Source organism: Streptomyces sp. NPDC051243, from assembly GCF_044455405.1.
GTDB lineage: Bacteria > Actinomycetota > Actinomycetes > Streptomycetales > Streptomycetaceae > Streptomyces.
Map to the genome: position 1 here is coordinate 105,453 of NZ_JBITES010000002.1, position 18,137 is coordinate 123,589.

Genomic DNA, 18,137 nt, shown 5'->3' on the forward strand with positions numbered 1-18,137 from the left:
ATGCGTCAGGCGTGCTGAGGCGTGCGCTGGGGGAGCCTCGATTCACTTCCTTGACCTCGAGCGAAGTTGAGGTCCTAGCGTGCCGTGGAGGTGATCATCGGCTGACGACAGGAGGAGGGGACGTTGATCCTGGTGACCGGCGCGACCGGAAACATCGGAAGCGCTCTGTTGACGGAGCTGAAACTGGCCGGTGCCGCACCCGTGCGAGGTCTGACCCGTGATGCGGCACGCGCATCGTTCCCCGAGGGGATCGAAGCCGTCGAGGGCGATCTCACGCGGGCGGACTCTCTGACGGCCGCGCTGGAGGGAGCGCGCTCGCTTTTCCTGCTGTCGGGCATGGGTGCGGAAGCGGAGATCCTGTCGGCCGCCCGGCGGGCGGGTGTGGAGCACGTGGTGCTCGTGTCGTCGATCACGGTGGAGACCCATCCGCATCTGCCCGCGGCCGGCGAGAACCTCGCCGTTGAGCGGCTGCTCAAGGACAGCGGCATGGCCTGGACCGTCCTGCGGCCGACGCAGTTCGCCTCGAACACCCTGTGGTGGGCTCGGGAGATCCGCGAGGGGGGCGTGGTCCGAGCGCCGTACGCGGACATCGGGCTCCCCGCCATCCACCCCGCGGACATCGCGGCGGTTGCCCGTGCGGCGCTCACCGGGCCGGGTCACCGGGGGCGGACGTACGTACTGACCGGGCCGGAACGCGTCACGGTCCGAGAGCAAGTCGCCGCCATCGGCGCGGTGCTGGGGCGGGAGGTGCCCTTCGTCGAGATCGGCCGGCAGGAAGCCCACCGGCAGCTGGCTTCCCTCATGGGAGACGAGACCGCGGACGCGGTCCTCGACCTGATGGGCGGGGACGTCAACGACGAACTGCTGACGGTGCACGACACCGTGTTCCGGGTCACCGGGTCGGTGGCCAGATCGTTCCGGCAATGGGCCTCGGACAATGGCGCCGCCTTCCGCTGAGGTGCCTCTAGGGTGGCGTCGTCAAGATCCCCCAGCGACCCGGAGGTGCCAGGCCCGTGCGGATGAAGCTGAGCGCCATAACCCTCGACTGCCCTGACCCGCCGGCTCTGGCGGCGTTCTACCAGCAGGCCACCGGCCTCGAAACCCACCCGAAGTCGAACGCGGACTTCGCCGGCCTCGAGCGTCCGGACGGAATCCTCATCGGGTTCCAACGGGTCGACGACCACCGGGCTCCGAGCTGGCCCGACCAGACCGTTCCCCAGCAGCTGCACCTCTGCTTCGAGGTCGAGGACGACCTGGACGAGGCGGAGGCCCGGCTGCTGGAGCTGGGTGCGGGCAAGCCGGATCACCAGCCGCACGAGGGCAGGTGGCGGGTCCTCACGGATCCGGCCGGGCATCCCTTCTGCATCGTCAGGGCTGACAGGGGGGAGTGACCGCCGTACTCCCGGCGGCCGTACTTGCAACGGCCGTACCGGCAACGGCCGTACCAGCAGCGGCCGTACCCGCAATTGCCCTACCAGGGTGGCCGCACCTCAGCTCTTGACGGCCTCTGCGATCCGCAGGGCTGCCTGGGCGGGTGTGAGGTGCGTGGTGTCGACGACCTCGGCCTCGTCGTGCAGCCATGTGCGGGCCGCCTCGGCGTAGGACTCGAGGTACCTGAGACGGAAGGGGGAGGGTACGGGCCAGGTGGTGTCCCCCTCGATGCGCCGGCGGAGCGTGTCCTGGTCGGCGTGGAGGACGAAGTGCCGTACCGGAATGGCATGTTGGGCGAGGCCGGTGCTGATCTCGCGCCAGTACTGCTCGACCAGGACAGTCATGGGAATCACCAGAACGCCGCTGGTGTAGTCGAGTACGCGGCGGGCGGTCTCGACCACGAGCTGGCGCCACGGCGGCCAGTGCTGGAAGTTGTCCGTGCTGGGCAGCCCCGGCGTGATGTCCATGAGTGTCTCGCCGACCTTCTCGGCGTCGAACACCCGTGAATCCGGGACCAGCTGCTGCACGAGTGGGCTGGTCGTCGTCTTGCCCGCGCCATGGGTGCCGTTGATCCATACGATCATGGGTCCCACGCTAGCGCCGTGCGGGCCGCGGGCCTCGGGCCGCGGGAACGGGCACAGGCGAATTCCGGTACGGCTTCGGCACCGCGTCAGGACGGAGCGAGGACGCAGAACTCGTGGCCCTCCGGGTCGGCCAGGCACGTCCACGGGACGTCGCCCTGGCCGACGTCGAGGTCGGTGGCGCCGAGGGCCCGCAGCCGGGTCACCTCCGCCGCTTTGTCGTCACCGGGGTACGGCAGCAGGTCGAGATGGACGCGGTCCGGCACGGTCTTCACACCGGGGGTGCGGACGAACTCCAGATACGGGCCGACACCCTTCGCGGAACGCAGCACCGCGTGGTCGTCGGTCACCTCGTGCAGGGTCCAGTCCGTCGCCTCGCCCCAGAACCGGGCCATGGCCCGCGGGTCCTCGCAGTCGACCACCACCGCGGCGATCGGCCCGGTGTCCCGGTGGATCTCCCGGGGCTCCAGCACGCAGAACTCGTTGCCCTCCGGATCGGCGAGGACCGTCCAGGGCACGTCGCCCTGGCCCACGTGGGCGGGCGTCGCACCGAGAGCTCGCAGGCGGGCGACCAACTCCGTCTGATGGGCCGCGGAGGTGGTGGCGAGATCGAGGTGCACACGGTTCTTCGTCGTCGTCTTGGCTTCCGGGACGGGGACGAAGTCGATGCCGACGGCGACCGGGTCCGGCCAGACGAGGCCGCCGGGAGGTCCGACGTAGGTGGTCACACCGGGGCTGTAAGCACTCCACCCGAGCGCCTCCGCCCAGAACCGGCCGACCGCCAACCCGTCAAGAGCCTTGATGTTCACGTGAACAGGTCGCAGTGCCATGCCGGCGATCCTACGCAGCCGACCTGCAACGACATCCGAACCGTCGGCAAGGAGAGATCGACTTGCTCAGCGGCGGCGACGAGGACGCCCCGCGGTGTGGGTGGCGGCGGCCGCGGGGCCATCCGGCGGGTGCGTTGCTGATGCAGGACGCGGTCAGTTCCGCTTTCGCCTGGTGGTCCTCGACGACGCAGTCGGCCCACCCATGTGCCCCCAGCGCCCAGGTGATTCGTATGCCGGCTGTCACCGCGGCTCCCCGGCGAGGAAGTGCCGGACATCGGCCGCCAGGGAAGCCATCTGCTCACCGGCCTCCAGCCAGGTGGTCACCGAGGCGCTCCAGCCGCCGGCGGCCCTCGGCCATGGCCGCGATGTCCAGGTCAGTCCGACGTGGCCGCCGGACCGGAAGACGGCTGACACTGCGAGGTCACGGTCGTTGGTCTGCCAGCTCCGTTCTCCATCCCATCCCCGGTAGTCGGCGGCGAGCTCTTCCAGGAACGGGACCAGATCGCTGTCCCAGATCCAGGCGACGACCTCATTGACTCGGGCGGCCAAGCCTGGAGCCTGCAGTTCGACGGCGTAGTGCACGGAGTCTTCGTCGAAGCTGAACCGATCGCAGAACCTCACACTGACAGACGAGTTGTCCTGACAGCGGATCGTCACGCTGGCGTCGTCGTCGGTGCTGGTATCCGGGGTGGTCATGGGCGGAACGCTAGGTCAGCAGCACGTTCGACGTCACTTGGATTCGCTGTTGGTGGGGTGGTGGAGAACGGCTTCGGCGATTTCACGGACGCGCTCCATCGTGACGCCGGTCCGCTGTTCGACTGCGAGAGGGCGGTCGGTCGGCTCCAGCTCGATGAAGGGACGCTGTCCGATGGGGCGGGTGTGGACGTGGGTCTTGAGGTTGATGGTGCTGGGTGAGCAGAGGAACAGGTCGGTGGACAGCCACCCGAAGTACGGCTTCTCGGTTTCACGTCCCGGGGCGTCCCAGAAATCCATGACTCGGGCGAAGTCGTTCCGGCTGAGGGAGACCCAAGCGGCCCAGGAGAACACTTCGTCGCTGCCAATCACCGCCGGCACCTATATCGAGATGGCGTCCCGCGTGACCGAGCCGGTCCTTCTGGGCCTGGCGGTCCTGGCCGTCCGTAACCGCGCCGAACGCCGACCCCAGCGCCCCACGGTCCAGCGGTCGACAGAACGCCACAGCCGCCGGGCACTGGAGTAGCCGGTGCGCCCGGACTGCCATGAGTTGCCGCACGGAAGATTTCAGTGCCCAGGTCACAGCCCCGCCCACTGAAATCTTCCGTGCGGCCCGACAACCCGGGCGCCTGCCCACCTTGGAGGCGGCGTGAGAAGCGGGTTCCACTGGCCGTTAAGCACTGGGACGGCCAGATGAAGATCCGTATCTTGGCCACATGGCGGATGAGGGAGAGCCGAGACTCTTCGTGAACCGGTGGGGCGACACATCGGACCCGGCATCTGTAGGACGCGCTTCCTATCGGGATGAATGCGCGTGCTTCGACCAGGCCAAGCCGCACCCGCGAGCCCGTGTCGGTTTCCACGCCGAACGCCAGGACACTTCGACCGCCGGCTGGCGACATCTGCTGGAGTTGATCGAAGAGGCCGCGGAGGATGGGCGGGAGGAATTCCGACCTCTGGTCGACCTCAGTGCCGAGGAGCGTCGGCAGGTCATCACCCTGCCGCCGAGCATCGCCAGACTGACGGCGGTCAAGCACTTCGTGCTCTACGGCAGCAACCTGGTCCGAATACCGCCCGAGATCGGTGCAATGACCAGCCTGGAGGAGCTCACCCCCTACACCTCGTACCGGCTGCACTGGTTTCCCTACGAGATCACCAGATGCTCAAAGCTGGCCCGGAGCACGGTGAGCACCCGCGCGCTCTTCGGGAACTACAAGATCCGTCCTCCTTTCCCCCGGCTTCAGCGCTGGAGGGGCTCAGTTGCTGATCTCGACTTGGCACAGCTCGATGCCCGGCGCTGGGGAACCACCGCCATCCGCGGGTGCAGTGTCTGCGATCGGCCGATCGAGCAGGGTGGGCTCCACCAAGTCTGGATCTCACTGCGGGTGGCCACCGATGTCCTACCTCTCTTGGTCAATGCCTGCTCGGCAGCTTGCGTTTCTGCACTTCCCTCCGGCGCTGAGGACTACGTGCAGCTGCCGCATACGGGCGGCCGGGTCGAGCAGCCACCGTCCGACTGGGACTGATCTCGTCCATGTGCGTACCGACGTAGCGGCGCGCGGCTCCGCGCACTGTCCGTCACTGTGATTCGCTCAGCAGCCAGACGGTCATGAGCCCTAGACGATCAAATCCAAGGGGTGCCTGCGGAGGGTGGGGGGTGGGCGGTCAGGCGTCGGGGTCGACTTCGGGGTGCGTGAACCGCACGGGCTTGCCCAGCGACCGGGCGTAGGCGATTTCGGCTCGGGTGCTGTCTCCGATGTAGTCGCCGACTAAAGCGCCTGAGTTCGCGATTACTGAGCGATCGAGGACGCGAACCCAGGCAGGGGTACTGATCGGGCAGGTGCTCGTCGTCGCCCCTCGAGCAACCGCGGTCCGGCCAGGGACTGAGAGTCCCGGTTTTTATACCTTGCTCGCGACCACCATGTAGTTCTCGGCCTCAAGATCGAATGTGCTCACTTCCGTCCGGAGTCCGACCCCGTGCAGCTCGACTTCGAGTTCCTCGTGCCGGTAGGGCCAGCAGGACAGCAGTTCCGAGCGGACAAGAACCGGCCCAGTCGCATCAACTTGGGCGATCGCAATCTCGATGTGGTGTTCATCCTCCCAATGCGGCGCAATCTCCCAGCGGTAAATTACGACGGCATCGCGACCGTTTCGTCGGACGAGTCGGTCCCAGATGTCCAGCCGGGAGCCTCTGGCCCTCACGAGTTCCCAAGTGCGGGATGTGAGCACCAAGCGCCCGCCAGGGCGCAAAAGCCGTGACATCGACTCCAGAGCAGCACCCCTGCCTGTCGCGCCCGCGGCGTGATGAAGCGAGTTGCCAACGCAGAACACCATGTCGAACGTGTCGTCCTCGAAATGATCGGGCAACTCTTCCCAGTTCGCCCGTAGGGCCCGGACGGATGCCCCGAACTCCTCAGACAACTCTGCAGTCCGACGAACCATCGCCTCGCTGGCGTCAGTTGCGACAACCTGCATGCCACGACCGGCGAGGCCAACCGCCAACTGTCCGGTTCCGCACGAACAGTCGAGGACGTGAGCGTTCGACGGCAGGAGATTGAGGACGTCGTCGAACGACGCAGCGAACTCGTCTGGAGGCAACTTTTCATCCGAGATGAGCCATTCGTAAACCTCGGCAAGCACGCCATAGCCTGTCACAACCTCTACCTCCGTCACGCGGCAGACTCACGGTAGGACGTCAGTCCATCAGCGGAGCGAGCTGGGTACCAATGGTTTTCGCAAGGATGGCTCTGACGGTGTTTCTGGGTTGTCAGTTGTCCGTCTGAGCGGATGGCACCGGACCAGAACAACTCGGTGCAGTGGAGCCCAAAGAACTGCTTATGAACACCCCTGGGTTCCGAGGCGGTGCCGGATGAGATGCACGATCACGCGGCTCACGGCGTGCTCCCACTGGGCTCCTCATCAGCGAGCCGGATCTTCGCTCGGTGCAGATCGTCGAGTCGAACCTTCAGCGCCTCAGCCTCGACAGGATCGGACCAAAGTTCGTGCGGCGACTTCATGTCGCAACCCGGTTTGACGACAATCTTTCCGGCTTTGGTCTCTCGCAGATCGGCCTCGGTCATCTCGGTCATGAAACGGGTGGAGCCGCAGACCACGACGACACGCGGGAGGCGCAGCTGCTTCTTCGCGTCGGCGAGTTTCTCCTCGGGGGTGAGCGGTTGCGGGTATGACGCTGGTTCCTCCTGGTGGTGTGGTCCAACGGGTGCCATCCAGCACGATGGTTGTCGTTGATCTCCCACCCCGACCTGGCCTTTCTTGAAGCGCTGAGCACGCATCGCTGTTGACGTGTTCGGTGCTTTGGCTGCAAGCAGGCATTCCCCGAGAAGCGGGCAGGTCAGGACCGCGCGGTCCGGAACGCGAGATACCGGCTGAAGGCTTCGTGGCTGTCGGGGGTGAAGCGCCACTCCAGCAGGGCCGAGGCGAGCTCCGGCTCGGTCAGCCAGTCATGCCAGGCGACCTCATCGGGATCGGGGACCACGGCGTCCGGCACCACGGCTTCGTGCACGCCGAGCCAGTGAGGGCTCAAGCCGCTGCGGTTGATGAACGTGAACAGCAGGCGCGGCAGCGCACGAATACCCAGCTCTTCGGCCAGCTCCCGCGCGGCGGCCTGTTCATAGGACTCGCCGACATTTGCGGCGCCACCGACCTCGACCTCATAGAGCCCGGGGAAGCGCGATACCTGCTCCGACCGCCGGTGAACGAGGATCCGCCCACGCTCATCACGACACACCGTCACGGCGACCCGGTGCAGCCAACCCTCCCGGATGGCCTGCCGGCGGCTGACCACCACCCCCAGTAAACGATCTTGATCGTCGACACGCTCCACCAGTTCGTCCACGACGCACACCCTGGCAGAGCCCACTGACAACGCCGCTTCTCGGAGCCCCGTGTCTCGGAGCCCCGTGGGAGGCCGACCCAGGAGAGCCTGCACCAGGACGGCGGACGGGGATGACGACAGTTGTCGTGCAAATACGACACCTATCGTGCTCAGGCTCAGCTCCCTCGCACGTGGCGTGGCGCACTATTGCAAGCGGGTGCTTGCAATAGTTAGCGGCGGTGAGGCAAGGTGGAGGCATGGCATCGCTCAACGTCGGCAATCTCGGTGACTATCTGCGTGAGCAGCGGCGCAACGCGCAGCTGTCACTGCGGCAGCTCGCCGACGCCGCCGGGGTGTCCAATCCGTACCTGAGCCAGATCGAGCGCGGGCTGCGCAAGCCGAGCGCGGAGGTGTTGCAGCAGGTCGCCAAGGCGCTGCGGATCTCCGCCGAGACGCTGTACGTGCGCGCCGGCATCCTCGACGCCGACCGGGACCGGGACGAGGTGGAGACGCGCGCCGTCATCCTCGCCGATCCCACGCTGAACGAGCGGCAGAAGCAGGTGCTGCTCCAGATCTACGAATCCTTCCGCAAGGAGAACGGGTTCGAGATATCCCCGCAGGCGGGGGAGGCTGCCGAGACGGTCGAGCCGTCCGAGGCGGTCCGACTGGCCGACCTGGGCACCCGACAGAGCGACGGCCACGACGGCGCGGACGCGGTAGACGCAGCGGACGCGGCGGACGCCCAGGGCAGCGACGCCGCCGCACGCCGCAGCCGTACGACCCGCAAGACGCGCACAACCCGCACGAACAGCACAACCCGTAAGACCCGCACGACCCATGCCTCCGACGGCAGCGACGCCGGCCCGGAGGACCCGACCAACCCGCAGCAGTCGGCCGGCTGACCGAGCTGACCGAGTACCGCCGTACGCGCGCCACGCCCAGCACGCGTAGGCACGCTCGAGCATGCGAGGGCAGGTGACGGTGAGCAGCCGTGACCTGTCCGGCCGGCCTGCGGAACCCAAAACCCTCACCTCACAGCACACCGGGAGGACCATCACCATGGCCATCGCCGACGACCTGCGTAAGACCCTCAGCGACCCGACCCCGTTCTACTTCGCCGCCGGTACCGCCGACCTGGCCCTCCAGCAGGCCAAGAAGGTGCCCGGCCTGGTGGAGCAGCTGCGCACCGAGGCGCCGGCCCGGTTCGAGGCCGTTCGCAACACCGACCCGAAGGCCGTCCAGGAGAAGGCCACCGCCCGCGCCAAGGAGGCCGGTGCGAAGGCCCGGGAGGCGCAGGAGAACATCCAGGCCAAGGTCAACGAGTTCATCAGCAGCATCGACGCCGACTTCAAGAAGTTCGGCAGCAGCCTCGACGCCGACTTCAAGAAGCTCGGCAGCAGCCTCGACGCCGACCTGAAGAAGCTCGGCGAGACCGCCCAGGACCTCGCGCTGCGCGGTGTCGGCGTCGCCGCCGAGTACGCCGTGAAGGCCCGTGAGACCTACGAGAAGGTCGCCGAGCACGGCGAGCAGGCCGTGAAGACCTGGCGCGGCGAGGCTGCCGAGGAGATCGAGGAGCTCGCCGTGGCCGTCGAGCCCAAGGCCGAGCCGGTCGAGGTCAAGGACGACAAGTCCGAGGCCAAGCCCGCCGAGGCCAAGCCGGCCGCCGAGGCCGCCCCGGCGAAGAAGACGACCACCGCCAAGAAGACCACCCCGGCGCGCAAGACCACCGCCAAGAAGACGACTCCGCCCGCCAAGTAACACGTACCGGTGAAACGGGGCCGTTCGCCACGGGCCGGGCACTCACGGAGTGCTCGGCCCGTTGTTCGGGTAGCGGTCCTGCGGTTGCGGGTACGGTGACCGCGTAGGTACGAGCCGATTCGGGTGGTGGACGTTGTGCTGATGCAGGGCTTCGCGAACTTCATGTGGCTGCTGAGCATGGCTCTGATCGTTTTCAGCGGCTTCGCGCTGATCGACGCGGCCATCCGCCGGGAGGACGCCTACCGCGCGGCCGACAAGAAGACCAAGCCGTTCTGGCTGATCATCCTCGGCCTCGCTTTTGTGGTGAACCTGCTCTTCCCGATCCTGTCGTTCCTGCCGATCATCGGCCTTATCGCGACGATCGTGTACATGGTGGACGTCAGGCCCGCGATCAAGGGGCTGCCGGGAGGGGGCCGCAGCAGAAGGGGCTCCAGCAGCGACGGGCCCTACGGCCCGTGGAACGGCGGCCGCTGATCACCGGAATGACGCCTGCTGATCGGCGCCGCTGAGCGGCAACGCCCTTTGGGGACGCGGGTCTGTATCCATTTGCGGCTCCGCCGCGATGGGAGTCCCCCTGTTCGAGCGCAGTCGAGAACCTGGGGGAGCGAGCAGCCGAAACGGACCCGCAGTTGGTCCGGGACCTGCTGCGGCTACGGCAGTACCCGAACGGCGTGTCTGCGCGCCGGCATCAAAGCGCGGCGCCGCTCAAACTCCCCGATCCAGCAACAACACAGCCACGTCATCCGTCAGCTCCCCGCCATTGAGCTCCCGAACCTCATTGACGGCGGCCCGCAACAACGCCTCTCCCCGCAGTCCCTCATCCAGCTGCCGGCGGACCATCTCCACCATGCCGTCCTGCCCGAGCCGCTCCCGGCCCTCGCCGACACGCCCCTCGATGAGCCCGTCGGTGTAGAGCATCAGACTCCACTCCGCCCCCAGCTTCACCTCCATGCGCGGCCACCGCGCACCCGGCAGCAGACCGAGCGCGGGCCCGTTGTTGTCGTACGGCAGCAGCTGCGCCGGCCGTCCGGGCCGGGCGAGCAGCGGCGACGGATGCCCCGCGAGGCACAGCCCCGCCCGGCGCCCGTCCGGTGCGATGTCCACCGTGCAGAGGGTCGCGAAGATCTCGTCGTCGGCCCGCTCGTGCTCGAGGACCTGCTGGAGCGTCCCCAGCAGAGCGTCCCCGCACAGCCCGGCCAGCGTCAGCGCCCGCCAGGCGATCCGCAGCTCCACACCGAGCGCCGCTTCGTCGGGGCCATGCCCGCAGACGTCGCCGATCATGGCGTGCACGGTGCCGTCGGAGGTGCGGACGACGTCGTAGAAGTCACCGCCCAGCAGGGCACGCGACCGCCCCGGCCGATAGCGCGCGGCGAACCGCAGCGACGACCCCTCCAGCAGCGGCGTCGGCAGCAGGCCGCGCTCCAGCCGGCGGTTCTCCTGCGCCCGCATCCGGCCCTCGGCAAGCCGCCGCTCGGCCGTGTCGGAACGTTTCCTCTCCACCGCGTACCGGATCGCGCGGCTCAGCAGCCGCCCGTCCAGCTCGTCCCGGAAGAGATAGTCCTGGGCGCCGACCCGCACGGCCTCAGTGGCGCGCTCGGCGTCGCCGGACGCGGTGAGCGCGAGGACGGCGTGCCGGGGCGCGAGCTCCAGGACGTGCTTGAGCACGGCGAGCTCGTCCTCGTCGGCGGCCCGGCCCGGCGCCGGCAGCGAGAGGTCCAGCAGGATGCAGTGGACGTCGTCGGTGAGCAGCCGCTCGGCCTCGGTGAGGTTGCGGGCGGTGCGCACCCGGATCGGCTTGCCGGCCGAGTCGAGCAGCTCGGGCACGAGTGCGGAGCCGCCGGGATCGTCCTCGATCAGCAGCAGCGTCAGATTGGTGTGGGTGGTGTTCTCGACCGTCTCTTCCTTACGCGGGGCCTCTTCCTTGGAGGTGCCGCCTGGGGACGCGGCCGGCGCCTGACCACTCTCCACGGCCGGGATCGCTCGCTGCCGCGGTATGGGTAGGGGCATGGTGTTGAGTTCCTTCCCTCCCCCCGAGGGCACTGGTGGCAACGAGGGACCTCGATCCACCGACGGGGACCATAGCGGTAGTCCGCGCAGTAACGGAATGGTGTGAGGCACGCCGCCTGGACACCGGCCCCTGTCATATGCCGCGTTCCGTACCGCAGTTGGACAGGCCGCTGGCGGGGTGGGGATGACGAACGTCACGTCAGCGCGGAGTTTGGGGGCGATGTGACGTGGGGTGGGTCACGTGGCGGGGGTCACGGCCCGGCGGTCAAAAGCCCCCTGAATCCTCACGCATCGGGCCGAACCACCCCGAGGATCGGCATCGAGCCGGCCCCCGCGATCGTCACCGTCCGCCCCGGGCGCGGGGCGTGGATGATGGCGCCGTCGCCGATGTACAGGGCGACATGGCTGGCGTCGGCGTTGTAGATGATGAGGTCGCCGGGGCGCATGTCCTCGACGGCGATGCGCTTCAGCTGCTTCCACTGTTCCTGCGAGGTCCGCGGAATGCCGGTCCCGGCGCTCGCCCATGCCTGTGACGTGAGGCCCGAGCAGTCGTATGTCTCCGGCCCCTCGGCGCCCCATTCATACGGTTTGTCCAGCTGGGCGGTGGCGTACTCGACGGCCTTGCGGCCCTGCTCGGAGGCCTTCGTGTCGAGGTCCTTCAGGATGCCGGAGTCCAGCCAGGCGGTCTGCGCCTTGTAGGCGGCCTCCTCCTCCAGCTGGGCGAGGCGCTCCCGCTCCTCCTTCTCCAGCTGGGATTCGAGCTGTTCGGCCGCCTTGATCTGCTTCTCGATCTTCTTCTGCGCGGCCGCCTTGGCCTTGCGGCCCGCCTCCAGCTTCTGCCACTGGGCGGAGGCGTCCTTGGCGTACTGCTCCAAGTCCTGCTGGGTGCGGGTCATTTCGTCCAGCAGCCCCTTGGTCGCGCGCTCACCCTGCAGCACCCGCCCCGTGCCGTCCAGGAACTCCTGCGGGTCGTCGCTGAGCATCAGCTTCGCCTCGTCGGGCAGGCCCCCGGAGCGATACTGGGCGGCGGCCGCCGCACCGGCCCGCTTCTTCAACTCGGCGAGCTTCTCCTGGCCTTTGACGATCCGCTTCGCCAGCTCGACGATCTCGGCGGACTGCTTCTGGGCCGCCTCCTCGGCGGCGTTGTACTCGTCGGTGGCGACGGCCGCGGCGTGGTAGAGCTTCTCGAGCCGCTGGCGGACCTCCTCAAGGTCCTTGTTGGACACGGGCGTCGGTGACGCGGAGGACGAGGCCCTCGGCGACGGGATGGGGGTGGGTGCCGCGAACGCCGTGCCTGGTGCCGCCAGTGCGGTGACCGCGCCGATGACGATCACGGCCGCTGTGATCAGGCCGCGCTTGCCCGAGCCCATACCTGTTGCCCCCAAACTGATGTCTCGTCAGTAACTTACGAGCGTCCGGGGGATCGTGCCACGACGGCGCGCAAAGTGACAGAGGTCTGCTTCCCCCCTTTCCCTCCCCGTCATGACGATCTCCCCGTCTTTGTGACGAACGACTCGCGGAGATCGTTCCCCGCAGGTCACGCCCGAGGCGCCAACGCCTGCCACCGCACGGTCACTTCGCCCTGCCGCCACCGCACCGGCCCGTCCGTCACCGGCCAGTCGGCGGCGAGGTCCCGCACCGCCCGGATCCAGCGCTGACGTACGCCGTAGGAGGCGTAGGGCGCGGCGGCGGCCCAGGCGCGGTCGAAGTCGCGAAGGAAGGCGTGCACGGGCTCCCCGGCGACGTTGCGGTGAATGAGCGCCTTCGGCAGCCGCTCGGCGAGATCCGACGGCCGCTCCAGCGACCCCAGCCGGGTGGCGAAGGTCACCGTACGCGGCCCCTCCGGCCCGAGCGCGACCCACACGTGCCGCCGCCCGATCTCGTCACAGGTCCCCTCGACGAGCAGCCCGCCACGGGCCCCCGAGACCGGATCGGCCGGCGCGAGCCGAGCGCACAGCCGCTCCCAGACCCCCGCGACCTCGCCCTCCTCGTACTGCCGCAGCACATTCGCGGCCCGCACGAGCACCGGCCGCTGAGGAATCGGGATCTCGAACCCCCCGTGCCGGAAGACCAGCCCCTCCCGCTCGTACGACCTGGCGGCGGCGACCCGGGCCGGTTCGATCTCGACACCGACCACACGCGCGCGTGGCGCCACGGTACGCAGCCGCCCGAGCAGCTCCACGGCGGTCCAGGGGGCGGCGCCGTACCCGAGATCGACGGCGACGGGATCCGCGGCCCGCCGGAGCTCGGCCCCATGGGTGTGGGCGATCCACCGGTCCATGCGGCGCAGCCGATTGGGGTTGGTGGTCCCGCGCGTGACAGTGCCCACGGGGCGGGCGGAGGCGCGGGACGACATGCATACGAGGGTAAGCGGCCGGAAACAGGCCACCCGCCACGCGCCCAAGCTCCGAACAGTTGAGCGACCCCCGGTAATTCCTCGGTAAAAACCATGCCACCCGGAATGGGAACCCCTCCCTCCGCTGTTGCACCCCCGTGGAGGGCCCCACCCCCTCCGTCCGGCATGCCCGCAGCCAAGGAGGACCGCCACGTGAGCCGACTGAGGCTCCATCGCCGCCCCCGCCGCGTAGCCATGCTCTCCGTGCACACCTCCCCGCTCCACCAGCCCGGCACAGGCGACGCCGGCGGCATGAACGTATACATCGTGGAGCTCGCGCAGCGCCTCGCCGCGATCAACATCGAGGTGGAGATCTTCACCCGCACGACCGCTGCCGACCTCCCGCCCGCCGTCGAACTGGCCTCCGGCGTCCTCGTCCGCCACATCGACGCGGGCCCCTACGAGGGCCTCAACAAGGAAGACCTCCCCGCCCAGCTCTGCGCCTTCACGCACGGCGTGATGCAGGCCTGGGCCGGCCACCGCCCCGGCCACTACGACCTGGTCCACTCCCACTACTGGCTCTCCGGCCACGTCGGCTGGCTGGCGGCCCAGCGCTGGGGCGCCCCGCTGGTGCACGCCATGCACACCATGGCCAAGGTCAAGAACGCCAACCTGGCCGACGGCGACACCCCCGAGCCCGCCGCCCGGGTCATCGGCGAGACCCAGATCGTCGCGGCCTCGGATCGCCTCATCGCCAACACGGCCGAGGAGTCCGTCGAACTGGTACGGCACTACGCCGCCGACCCCGGCAAGGTCGCCGTGGTCCACCCCGGCGTGAACCTCACCCGCTTCTCACCCGCGGACGGCCGGGCCGCGGCCCGCGCCCGCCTCGGCCTCCCGCAGGACGCCCTGATCCCGCTCTTCGCGGGCCGCATCCAGCCCCTGAAGGCCCCCGACGTCCTCCTGCGCGCGGTGGCCGTCCTCCTCGAAGAACGCCCCGAGCTCCGCTCCCGCATCCTCGTCCCGATCGTCGGCGGCCCCAGCGGCAGCGGCCTCGCCAAGCCCGAGGGCCTGCAGAAGCTGGCCGCCCGGCTGGGCATCGCGGACGTCGTACGGTTCCGCCCGCCCGTCGGCCAGGATCAGCTCGCGGACTGGTTCCGGGCGGCATCGGTGCTGGTCATGCCGTCGTACAGCGAATCGTTCGGCCTGGTCGCGATCGAGGCGCAGGCGGCGGGCACACCCGTGCTGGCGGCAGCCGTGGGCGGCCTGCCGGTGGCCGTGCGGGACGGCCGCACCGGCTTCCTGGTCCAGGGCCACGATCCGGCCCACTACGCGCGCGTGCTCGGCGCCTTCGCCGACGACCCCCACCTGTCCCCACGGATGGGCGAGGCCGCGGCCCGGCACGCCCAGTCCTTCGGCTGGGACGCGGCGGCGGCCGCCACGGCGGACGTCTATGTGGCCGCGGGCCACGCGCACCGGCGTCGCGTACGCTCCCACCATGGCTGACGTGCAGAAGACGGCGCAGGTCGTCGAGGGGGCCCTGAAGGACGCGGAGCTGGAGTGGGAGAGCCCCGCTCCCGGCAACTACGTCGTCAAGCTCCCCGGCACCCACAAGCTGTCGACGACGGTCTCCCTGCTCGTCGGCCGCCACTCCCTCTCCCTGAACGCCTTCGTCATCCGCCACCCCGACGAGAACGAACCCGGCGTCCACCGCTGGCTCCTGGAGCGCAACCTCAAGCTGTACGGCGTGAGTTACGCCGTCGACCCGCTCGGCGATGTCTACGTCACCGCCAAGCTCCCGCTCGCCGCCGTGACCCCCGACGAGATCGACCGCCTCCTCGGCCAGGTCCTGGAGGCGGCGGACGGCGCCTTCAACACCCTCCTGGAGCTGGGGTTCGCCTCCGCGATCCGCAAGGAGTACGAGTGGCGCGTCGCGCGCGGCGAGTCGACGCGGAACCTGGACGCGTTCACCCATCTGACCCAGCGTCCCGCTGACTGAATCCAGGTCCGCACTAAGACGCGCTAAGCCGTACTAAGCCGTACTAAGCCGTAGTAAGCCTCGTAGTGAGCAACCCTGGCGCACCCTCTTCCGCGTGCGGGGGTCGCGTGGCATGCTCACCGGCCAACGCAGTTCTGAACGTCGTTCACATCCATGAAGAGCCGCATGGAAGGACGTACGGACATGGGCAACGCCAACCAAGGCATGGCCAGACGGAGCCTCCTGCTCGGCACCACGGCGGCGGCCGCCGCCGCACTCACCGGCACACCCGCCCTCGCCGCAACGCCCCAAGTCCCGTCGCTCTGGCGCGAGTTCACCCGCACCCCCTTCACCCACCCCCAGATCCCCTATGTCGGCCGGGCCGGCTGCCGCGCCGGAGCACCCCGCTTCCCCCGGCGCCCAGTCGTCGCCGACGTCCGTGACTTCGGCGCCGTGCCGGACGGCACGACCGACTCCGCCCCCGCGATCAACCGTGCCGTCGCCGCCGCCGGAAGGGCCGGCGGTGGCACGGTCACCATCCCGCCCGGAACGTTCCGCATCGACGACGTGATCCGCGTCGGCCACTCGAACGTGGTCCTCCGCGGCGCCGGAAGCAGCCGTACGACACTCCGCGCGACGAAGAACCTCACCGAACTGATCGGCCCCTACGGTTCCCGCTACGGCGGCGACAAGTCGTCCTGGTCCTGGGCGGGCGGCCTGATATGGCTCGCCCCCGGCGCCCGCTGGACCTCCCTCGTGGCCGCGATCAAGGCGAAGGCGTGGCCCTTCGAGGGCTGGACGGGCAACCGCCGCGACGAGTGGCGCACCCTCACCACGGTCGCCCCGGCCCAGCAGGGCTCCTGGACGGTGACGGTCGCGGACCCCTCGGCGCTGTGCCCCGGCGCCCTGGTCCTGCTCCGCCTCGCCGACGACGCCGACCACACCCTCCTGGAGCACATGTGCGGCGGCGGACCGGGCCCCGAGGCGTACACCTGGGAGGACAAGACGAAGCTGACGTCGTACGTCCCCTACGAATGGCCGGTCCGCGTCACCCGCGTCCACGGCCGCAGGGTCACCCTCGAACGCCCGCTCCCCCTCGACGTACGCCCCGAATGGGCGTCTCAACTGACCACCCATACCGGGGAGTTGAGTGGATCAGGGGTCGAGGGCCTGACCCTGGAGGCCACCGAGACCCCACAACAACCCCACCTCCTCGACAAGGGGCACAACGGTGTCGTCCTCCAGTGCGCCTACGACTGCTGGGTGGACGACGTGACCGTCCGCCACGTCGACAACGGCTTCGGCCTGGTGGCGGCCTCGGCGTGCACGCTGCGGCACACGCGGGTGGCGGGCCGTGGCACCCACCACCCCTACTTCTGCCGCGAGGGCTCGCACGACAACCTGATCGAGGACTTCACGATCGAGGCCCGCACGACCCCGGCCCCCGCCGGCACCCAACTTCACGGCATCAACGTCGAGGGCCTGTCCTCCCACAACGTCTGGTCGCGCGGCGACATGCGGATGGGCACCTTCGACAGCCACCGCGGCCTGCCCTTCGCCAACGTCCGCACCGACATCAGCGTCCACAACGACGGCCGCCACGGCGGTGACGCGAGCGCGGGCCCGCTGTTCGGCGCGCGCTTCACACACTGGAACGTCCGGGTCGGCAATGGCCGCGCGGGCATGGTCCGGCTCGACGGGCTGGCGCCGTATTCCGCCACCGTGGGCCTCAACGAGGTCAGGGAGTTCGACCAGATCGACGTACCGGACTTCGCGGGTGACCTGCACTCCCGACTGGAGCTGTACGGAACGACGGACGTCGTACGCCCGCGCAATCTGTACGACGCTCAGCGCGCGCTGTTCCGGTAGCGCCCCGGCGGCACTCCCACCAGCCTCCGGAAGTGCCGGGTGAGATGGGACTGGTCGTGGAAGCCGGTCGCGGCGGCCACCTCGGCCGGCGGCCGGCCCTCCAGGAGCAGCCGGCGGGCGCGGTCGACGCGGCGGGACATCAGGTACTGGTGCGGGGCGATGCCGTAGGCGGTGCTGAACGACCGTACGAGATGGGCGGGATGGGCCTGGACGAGTGCCGCGGCCTCGTCGAGGGCGATGCCCTGGACCACCCGCTCGTCGAGGAGTTCGCGCAGTCTGCGGGCGAGCACGGGGTCGCGGCGGGGGACGTCCGTGACGGCTCCGGGGCGCAGGTGGGTGCGCAGCCGGTCGCCGATGAGGGTGAGCCTGCTGTCGGCCTCCAGTTCGTCGCCGGGGTGGGCGAGCGCGGCGTGCAACTGGCCGACGCGCAGCCGCAGGACCGGGTCGCGCAGGTCGGGGGAGTCGACGGCCGGGCCGATCAGGTCGTCGCCCAGCCGCGTGCTGTCCAGGTACAGCACCCGCTTGCGGAAGCCGTGCGGGGTGGCGGGGGAGCCGTTGTGCGGGACGTGCGGCGGGAGGAGGGACACGGTGTCGTGCGGGGTGCCGTGCTCGTGCCGGTCGAGGTCGTAGCGTACGGCGCCGTCGTCGACGATGAGGAGCGTCCAGGCCTCGTGCACGTGCATCGGGTACGCGTACTCGGTGAAGTGGGCGTGGAAGACCTCGGTGACGCCCGGGACGCGGGGCCGCCACGCGGTGACTTCCTGCCGGGTGGCCATGCAAAGAACGTACAAGACGCGGGTGTACGGCGGCCGCGAGTCTC

The 18,137-nt window shown here is 69.3% G+C and carries 20 protein-coding genes and 1 pseudogene; 10 read left to right on the forward strand and 11 right to left on the reverse strand.

The window, feature by feature from the left end:
- Positions 1-123: 123 nt before the first annotated feature.
- Positions 124-957: an NAD(P)H-binding protein gene (locus tag ACIBAG_RS04260; protein WP_399100806.1), complete on the forward strand. Its 834-nt coding sequence runs from the start codon at positions 124-126 to the stop codon at positions 955-957.
- A gap of 62 nt (positions 958-1,019) precedes the next feature.
- Entirely contained in the window at positions 1,020-1,391 is a 372-nt protein-coding gene (locus ACIBAG_RS04265; RefSeq protein ID WP_399101919.1) for a VOC family protein, read from the forward strand.
- 99 nt (positions 1,392-1,490) lie between these two features.
- On the opposite strand, the gene ACIBAG_RS04270 is transcribed toward ACIBAG_RS04265, so the two are convergent.
- The 4 genes from ACIBAG_RS04270 to ACIBAG_RS04285 all read right to left on the reverse strand — a co-directional run bounded on the left by ACIBAG_RS04270 (position 1,491) and on the right by ACIBAG_RS04285 (position 3,916).
- Entirely contained in the window at positions 1,491-2,015 is a 525-nt protein-coding gene (locus ACIBAG_RS04270; RefSeq protein ID WP_399100808.1) for an AAA family ATPase, read from the reverse strand.
- An 86-nt stretch (positions 2,016-2,101) separates the two neighbouring features.
- The gene (locus ACIBAG_RS04275) at positions 2,102-2,842 is read right to left on the reverse strand and encodes a VOC family protein (protein ID WP_399100810.1); all 741 of its coding nucleotides are present in this window, start codon (positions 2,840-2,842) and stop codon (positions 2,102-2,104) included.
- Between the two features lie 240 nt (positions 2,843-3,082).
- On the reverse strand, positions 3,083-3,538 hold the full coding sequence (locus ACIBAG_RS04280) for a DUF6228 family protein (protein WP_399100812.1): 456 nt from the start codon (positions 3,536-3,538) through the stop codon (positions 3,083-3,085).
- 33 nt (positions 3,539-3,571) lie between these two features.
- Positions 3,572-3,916, reverse strand: coding sequence for a DUF2199 domain-containing protein (locus ACIBAG_RS04285; RefSeq protein WP_399100814.1), 345 nt, complete (start codon positions 3,914-3,916; stop codon positions 3,572-3,574).
- Here ACIBAG_RS04285 and ACIBAG_RS04290 point away from each other — a divergent pair.
- The gene (locus ACIBAG_RS04290) at positions 3,834-4,061 is read left to right on the forward strand and encodes a hypothetical protein (protein ID WP_399101978.1); all 228 of its coding nucleotides are present in this window, start codon (positions 3,834-3,836) and stop codon (positions 4,059-4,061) included. The genes ACIBAG_RS04285 and ACIBAG_RS04290 overlap by 83 nt on opposite strands.
- A 190-nt stretch (positions 4,062-4,251) precedes the next feature.
- A complete protein-coding gene (locus ACIBAG_RS04295) occupies positions 4,252-5,061 on the forward strand; it encodes a leucine-rich repeat domain-containing protein (protein ID WP_399100817.1) in 810 nt (269 codons plus the stop codon).
- A 373-nt stretch (positions 5,062-5,434) separates the two neighbouring features.
- Here the strand turns inward: ACIBAG_RS04295 and ACIBAG_RS04300 are convergent, their stop codons facing one another.
- From ACIBAG_RS04300 to ACIBAG_RS04310, 3 genes and pseudogenes are all read right to left on the reverse strand, one after another.
- A complete protein-coding gene (locus tag ACIBAG_RS04300) occupies positions 5,435-6,190 on the reverse strand; it encodes a class I SAM-dependent methyltransferase (RefSeq protein ID WP_399101921.1) in 756 nt (251 codons plus the stop codon).
- Between the two features lie 260 nt (positions 6,191-6,450).
- Positions 6,451-6,762, reverse strand: a pseudogene (locus ACIBAG_RS04305) (hypothetical protein); the annotation flags it as partial.
- Positions 6,763-6,887: 125 nt separating this feature from the next.
- Entirely contained in the window at positions 6,888-7,391 is a 504-nt protein-coding gene (locus ACIBAG_RS04310; RefSeq protein ID WP_399100819.1) for an NUDIX hydrolase, read from the reverse strand.
- Positions 7,392-7,627: 236 nt separating this feature from the next.
- On the opposite strand from ACIBAG_RS04310, the gene ACIBAG_RS04315 reads away from it, so the two are divergent.
- The 3 genes from ACIBAG_RS04315 (at position 7,628) to ACIBAG_RS04325 (ending at position 9,602) form a co-directional block, all read left to right on the forward strand.
- Positions 7,628-8,272 carry a helix-turn-helix domain-containing protein gene (locus tag ACIBAG_RS04315; protein WP_399100821.1) on the forward strand — a complete coding sequence of 215 codons (645 nt, stop codon included), beginning with the start codon at positions 7,628-7,630 and terminating at the stop codon, positions 8,270-8,272.
- Positions 8,273-8,429: 157 nt separating this feature from the next.
- Positions 8,430-9,128: a hypothetical protein gene (locus ACIBAG_RS04320; protein WP_399100823.1), complete on the forward strand. Its 699-nt coding sequence runs from the start codon at positions 8,430-8,432 to the stop codon at positions 9,126-9,128.
- 141 nt (positions 9,129-9,269) lie between these two features.
- Complete coding sequence (locus tag ACIBAG_RS04325; RefSeq protein WP_399100825.1) at positions 9,270-9,602, forward strand: DUF2516 family protein; 333 nt, start codon at positions 9,270-9,272, stop codon at positions 9,600-9,602.
- A 231-nt stretch (positions 9,603-9,833) separates the two neighbouring features.
- Here the strand turns inward: ACIBAG_RS04325 and ACIBAG_RS04330 are convergent, their stop codons facing one another.
- The 3 genes from ACIBAG_RS04330 to ACIBAG_RS04340 form a co-directional block, all read right to left on the reverse strand.
- Complete coding sequence (locus tag ACIBAG_RS04330) at positions 9,834-11,135, reverse strand: PP2C family protein-serine/threonine phosphatase (RefSeq protein ID WP_399100828.1); 1,302 nt, start codon at positions 11,133-11,135, stop codon at positions 9,834-9,836.
- A 284-nt stretch (positions 11,136-11,419) separates the two neighbouring features.
- Entirely contained in the window at positions 11,420-12,505 is a 1,086-nt protein-coding gene (locus tag ACIBAG_RS04335) for an NlpC/P60 family protein (RefSeq protein ID WP_399100830.1), read from the reverse strand.
- 167 nt (positions 12,506-12,672) lie between these two features.
- Entirely contained in the window at positions 12,673-13,491 is an 819-nt protein-coding gene (locus ACIBAG_RS04340; protein ID WP_399100832.1) for a class I SAM-dependent methyltransferase, read from the reverse strand.
- Positions 13,492-13,656: 165 nt separating this feature from the next.
- Between ACIBAG_RS04340 and mshA the strand changes: the two genes are divergently transcribed.
- From mshA to ACIBAG_RS04355, 3 genes are all read left to right on the forward strand, one after another.
- On the forward strand, positions 13,657-14,976 hold the full coding sequence (mshA, locus tag ACIBAG_RS04345; protein WP_399100834.1) for a D-inositol-3-phosphate glycosyltransferase: 1,320 nt from the start codon (positions 13,657-13,659) through the stop codon (positions 14,974-14,976).
- Entirely contained in the window at positions 14,969-15,469 is a 501-nt protein-coding gene (locus ACIBAG_RS04350; protein WP_399100836.1) for a YbjN domain-containing protein, read from the forward strand. Before mshA ends, ACIBAG_RS04350 begins: the two co-directional genes overlap by 8 nt.
- A 165-nt stretch (positions 15,470-15,634) precedes the next feature.
- The gene (locus tag ACIBAG_RS04355) at positions 15,635-17,317 is read left to right on the forward strand and encodes a glycosyl hydrolase family 28-related protein (protein ID WP_399100838.1); all 1,683 of its coding nucleotides are present in this window, start codon (positions 15,635-15,637) and stop codon (positions 17,315-17,317) included.
- On the opposite strand, the gene ACIBAG_RS04360 is transcribed toward ACIBAG_RS04355, so the two are convergent.
- Complete coding sequence (locus ACIBAG_RS04360) at positions 17,296-18,093, reverse strand: AraC family transcriptional regulator (protein WP_399100840.1); 798 nt, start codon at positions 18,091-18,093, stop codon at positions 17,296-17,298. The two genes, ACIBAG_RS04355 and ACIBAG_RS04360, sit on opposite strands and share 22 nt — an antisense overlap.
- Positions 18,094-18,137: the final 44 nt, after the last annotated feature.